The sequence below is a fragment of the Spirosoma litoris genome (assembly GCF_054776755.1).
Genome location: NZ_BAAHBI010000053.1, coordinates 1 through 4326, shown reverse-complemented (window position 1 = coordinate 4326; position 4326 = coordinate 1). Strand labels below are relative to the sequence as shown.

The following is a 4326-nucleotide window of genomic DNA, read 5'->3' as shown; positions in this document are numbered from 1 at the left end:
CATACCACCATATTTAGCTCGCCAATTGTAAAAGGTAGCTTCGCTGATACCGTGTTCGCGAGTAATTTGAGCGATAGTCTGGCCGCTGTCTTGCTGTTTAAGAATCGCTACGATCTGTGATTCGGAGAATCGTCCTGCTTTCATTTCCCTTTCCAATTACTAGTGAAATTTAGTTTTTTTACTCTACTTTTTACTGGCTCACCTTCAGGGGTTCAGGACACTTGAATATAGAATGCTGATCGATTATAAATAGGATCTAATCGATCAGCATTAATAACTTTATAGAAAGCGCTAGATAAACAGCGCTGTACATTTTGTGTGTAAAACTATATGTAATCGATTGATGAAAAAGAGAAATATTCTTTTGCACGCGGATTTAGATCAACTAGTTGTGCCTGAAGTTTCTTATCACCCTTGTCTAGAGTACCAATATTGACCAATAGAATTATAAGTAGATAACCGTGACGTTTTTTGCCAACTGACTGTTCAATTAATATACCGGCAAAATAATCGATAATGATAGTAAACCCTAAAATTAGAATATAGATGGGTACAAATGCCATGTAAAAATAACAACTGCCAACTAATAGTAAAACCCATCTATATCGGTGTGGAAGTAAATAGTATGTAGTTGTAATAATTAGAAAAAATGCAATAAAATGTAAAGAGTTAAAGAGCATATAAGTTTAAATTCAATAAAAAGATGTGTAATCTCCTCAGAATTAACATTATGGCTTTTTATTCTAGAGTTATTTTTCATATATATTTCTAGGATTAAGAGCTGTAATATCCTGGTATAGTAGTGCCAATGCGGCAAGTTAACATATACAAGATAAAATGTTATAATAGAAATCTACTAGTGATTAACTTTGAGCAATAATATAGATGATGTTACGTTGATGGAATTTGGGAAATAAGTCAATGGTCAGCTATATAGAGACGAGCTCTTACACTAAATTGACAATTAATTAGCGTTCATTGGAGCACATCTTGAGTAAACCGCCTTATCATTTTAACATGATTATAAATGTTGTCAGTTGTCATTCCTACTTATAATGCTGCCCCTTTTCTTCCTCTTTTATTAAAAAGACTTCAGGAACAAACAGTACCGCATGAACTGATCATAATTGATTCAGGGTCAACAGACAATACGTTAGATCTAATAACTTCTGAAGACATATTATTACTGTCTATAGATAAAGCATCGTTTAATCATGGTACTACTAGAAATCTAGGACTCAAACTGGCGAAATCTGATATAGTAGTCTTTATGACGCAAGATGCGCTACCAGCGTCACCCGACACTTTGGAGAAGTTAATGGTAATGCTTTGCTCTCGGGAAGATATTGCTTTAGCCTATGGACGGCAATTACCTTATCCTGAGACAGGTGTTTTTGGCCGATTCGCCCGTTTAATAAATTATCCTGATTATAGTGTTATCAAAACGAAAGACTTAATTCCAACAATGGGAATTAAGACGTGCTCCTGTTCCAACTCATTTGCTGCATACCGCAAGGCTAATTTAGAATCTGTTGGCGGATTCCCGTCTGAAACGATTTTGGGTGAAGACGTATCTGTAGCTGCCCGATTTATTCTTCAGGGTAAAGCTGTGGCTTATTGTGCTGAGGCTCAAGTGTTTCATTCCCATGATTATTCGCTGCTTGAAGAGTTTAAGCGATATTTTGACATTGGGGTGTTTCATGAAGAACAAAGCGCGGTATTAAGCGAATTTTCAAAAGCAGAGTCAGAAGGATTCAAATATGTTTTGCAAGAATGGCGCTATTTAAGCCAAAATGGCTATAAAAGGCTCATCCCAGCTCAGTTGGTACGAATGGTAGCAAAATACATAGGCTACAAAATGGGACGGAAGCAAAATTTATTTCCCAATTCTATAAAACGTCGAATAAGTATGCACCCTGGATTCTGGCATAAACTCCCGTCTTCTACAACGGAATTGGATCATTAATGAGGAAATCGCTTTGAATTTCCGCAACGCCATTATAAACAATGGCCTCTGATGTTGAACTTCCTGAGGCTTTTGGAGTAATAGTAACGGTTCCAATCCGGTTCAAAAAAGCGACATTAACCACCAGGCCAGTAATGTCAATAAATGTTGGATTTGTTGCGCTCTTATCTAAGATAATTACTGTCGAGGAAGGCAGATCCATTGTGCCAATATAATTTTGATTAATGATTATTTGGGCTTGAAAAGAAAGCACTGCGCTATAGGCAGATCCGTAACTTCCAGCTTGAAGAGTTCCATCAACCCAAATACGGTAGTAACCACCACGGGCATTAGTAGAAGCTGTGTTATCTGCTTGTAAAAAACTAAATATTGTAGCTGTTGCAATAGACCCAATTGTTCCTGCACTTACTTTATTGTTTGATAATTGCCGAAGACGGCCTCCCTTTTTCTCAAAAGGTTGCGAAGTGTTAAATAATACGTTTGTTGCCTGTTTAAGCAGGTTGGGTGATATGATATACTGGTTAGAGATAATATCATAGCAGGTAATTTCACTATCAATAATTGAACCAGACGAAGGTTGGTTTGGATTAGTATCCGGAGCATAGTAAATGACATAGCGATTAGGGCGCTCTGCAATAATGGGCAAAGAAACACGAAGTTTGAGTCCTCGTACTATACACCCTGTTACGTCGATTAATGAAGTCGTAGGAGCGGTCTCATTGGCTAAGACGATGTTGAATTCATTCCCTTCAAACCCACCATTAGTTGCCTTTAAAATCTGCGAGAATGATTCAATATTAGCGTGTATACGCAGGTTAGTCGTATACTGGTTGCATAATATGGCTGTTTCAACAGAACCGCTATTGGCTGTAAGTCGACTTAAATATCCATGAAAGTTTAGCGTGTTAACCCCATTTAATACTAAAGCTGGTTGCCGCTTTTCATAGTTCTGCAAAGACGTTGCCTGAATATCTATAAATCCCATGGAGCCGTTTCCTTGAGTAAGAGCCTGAAAGCCACTTGAAACGGTATTGGTAACACCTATTCCAACAAGCGAAGTCGTATTACTCATTACAATCGGAGTATTTGCTCGTACTAAACATTCATGTACAAAAAATTCGTCTGCTCGAACACATAAGATGCCAATTGTACCAAAACCGCTGTTAGCGGTAGGAAAATCTTGCATTTGAAAGTAGCAATTACGTATGCCACAATTAAGGCCACCATTAGAAGTTAGAGCAAATAAAGTTCCTATAGTGGAGCGACTCGAACCATTTCCAGGATTTGATATGAAAGTGAAATTTTCGCATCCAGCTAATGATGATCCACTAAAGTCGAAGATAACCCCACCTGTAACACCAATAATATTCGTGTTCAAATATCGACCACCATCGCCTGTTAGCCAAATGCCATCGGCGTTCGTTATATTTATTGGAGAGGTAATGTAATAAAAACCTGCAGGAAAGAATACATTAACTCTAAAAGTTCCGCCACCTGTTGGATAGGAAAGGGTTTTAGCAAAATTTATTGCTTTTTGTATTGCTGCTGTATCGTCATGACCGCCATCGCCAAAAGCACCAAATTGTGCATCTTTAACATTTATCATAGTAATTAGTTAACGTCTATCGTAAAATTGAGATAATGCAATTGATGAATAATTCTTTTGGTTATTTATTCAGAGGTATAAAGCCTACTGATGTGAGGTGCCTCCAATTATTCAACCGCTTAACGATTGAACGTTCATCTATTCTCTTTTACTGCCCTTCTCATCTAGTGCCAATCCGTCCAGTAAACTGTGGGTCTAAAATGTTTTATATCCATTTCGCTAAGCTTCGATCTTATCTCGAGCATACTTCAGTGACAGAAACTATAGAGCAATAATCAGCTCAAAACAGTCTTTGAACGACTTACAGAACGGAATATCATCGGCTTACTCGGTCTTGAAAAAGCTAGATTTGCCACATAAGTTCACTTGACAAATACCTTGGAGATAAACTCATTATCAATGTCAACTTGAATTTGGTCAGGAACGTTTAAAGATACTACTTTCAGGCTTTTCAGCAGGGCTGCCCATGCGGTGGTATTTCTGATTTTCTCTTTTTGACTTATATACTGCCTCTATCAGGACAATTGGAATAGAATATGGACCTAAAACGGAGATAGTGCCGGCCTGGTTTTATAGACTGCTCAATTTGAAAAATGGTAAACTACTAAAACTTGGTTTCTTATTAATTTCCAAACCTAAAGAGCAGTCGGCGAGCTTATTTTATAGAGCCTAAAGCGCCTGAATAAATGCCGTCTGATATGGTCCTAAAAATCCGGACACGAAACTTTTTTAACTTCGTGTACCATGAACCAAT

3 protein-coding genes are annotated in these 4326 nt (G+C 37.6%); 1 reads left to right on the top strand and 2 read right to left on the bottom strand.

Features of this window, described 5'->3' with window-relative positions; translation table 11 throughout:
• The coding region (locus ACYVGR_RS28510) for a transposase (protein WP_460963253.1) at positions 1-144 on the bottom strand (144 nt) is incomplete at its 3' end.
• Positions 145-1027: 883 nt separating this feature from the next.
• On the opposite strand from ACYVGR_RS28510, the gene ACYVGR_RS28505 reads away from it, so the two are divergent.
• On the top strand, positions 1028-1966 hold the full coding sequence (locus ACYVGR_RS28505; protein WP_460963251.1) for a glycosyltransferase family 2 protein: 939 nt from the start codon (positions 1028-1030) through the stop codon (positions 1964-1966).
• On the opposite strand, the gene ACYVGR_RS28500 is transcribed toward ACYVGR_RS28505, so the two are convergent.
• Positions 1944-3572, bottom strand: a complete 1629-nt coding sequence (locus tag ACYVGR_RS28500; RefSeq protein ID WP_460963249.1) for a glycosyl hydrolase family 28-related protein — start codon at positions 3570-3572, stop codon at positions 1944-1946. The two genes, ACYVGR_RS28505 and ACYVGR_RS28500, sit on opposite strands and share 23 nt — an antisense overlap.
• Between the last annotated feature and the right edge of the window lie 754 nt (positions 3573-4326).